Annotated in this window: 1 protein-coding gene; it reads left to right on the top strand. The window is 30.2% G+C overall.

Annotation, left to right across the window (positions count from 1 at the left end; all coding sequences use genetic code 11):
• Positions 1-205, top strand: a 205-nt coding sequence (locus tag FUA24_RS23515; RefSeq protein ID WP_148545771.1) for a hypothetical protein, incomplete at both ends; no start/stop codon positions are given.

Below are 205 nucleotides of genomic sequence, written 5' to 3'. Positions count from 1 at the left end.
TTTTATAAAGATTTAACATTAGAATCTAGATTAGATGCAGCAAATTCTGAAGAAGAAAAAGAAACAATAAAGCAACAGTCAGAAGATTATACAAGGCGTCAAAGCATCAACTTTATTGGTGTTAGAAAAACCCGTACAACAGATAAAACACCACGTTTTTATGATGTTGAAAACTTAACGCTTAACTATTCATATAACAAGGTTG

The sequence above is a fragment of the Seonamhaeicola marinus genome (assembly GCF_008085455.1).
The sequence above is the reverse complement of the archived record's forward strand: the minus strand, read 5'-3'. Positions and strand labels throughout refer to the sequence as shown.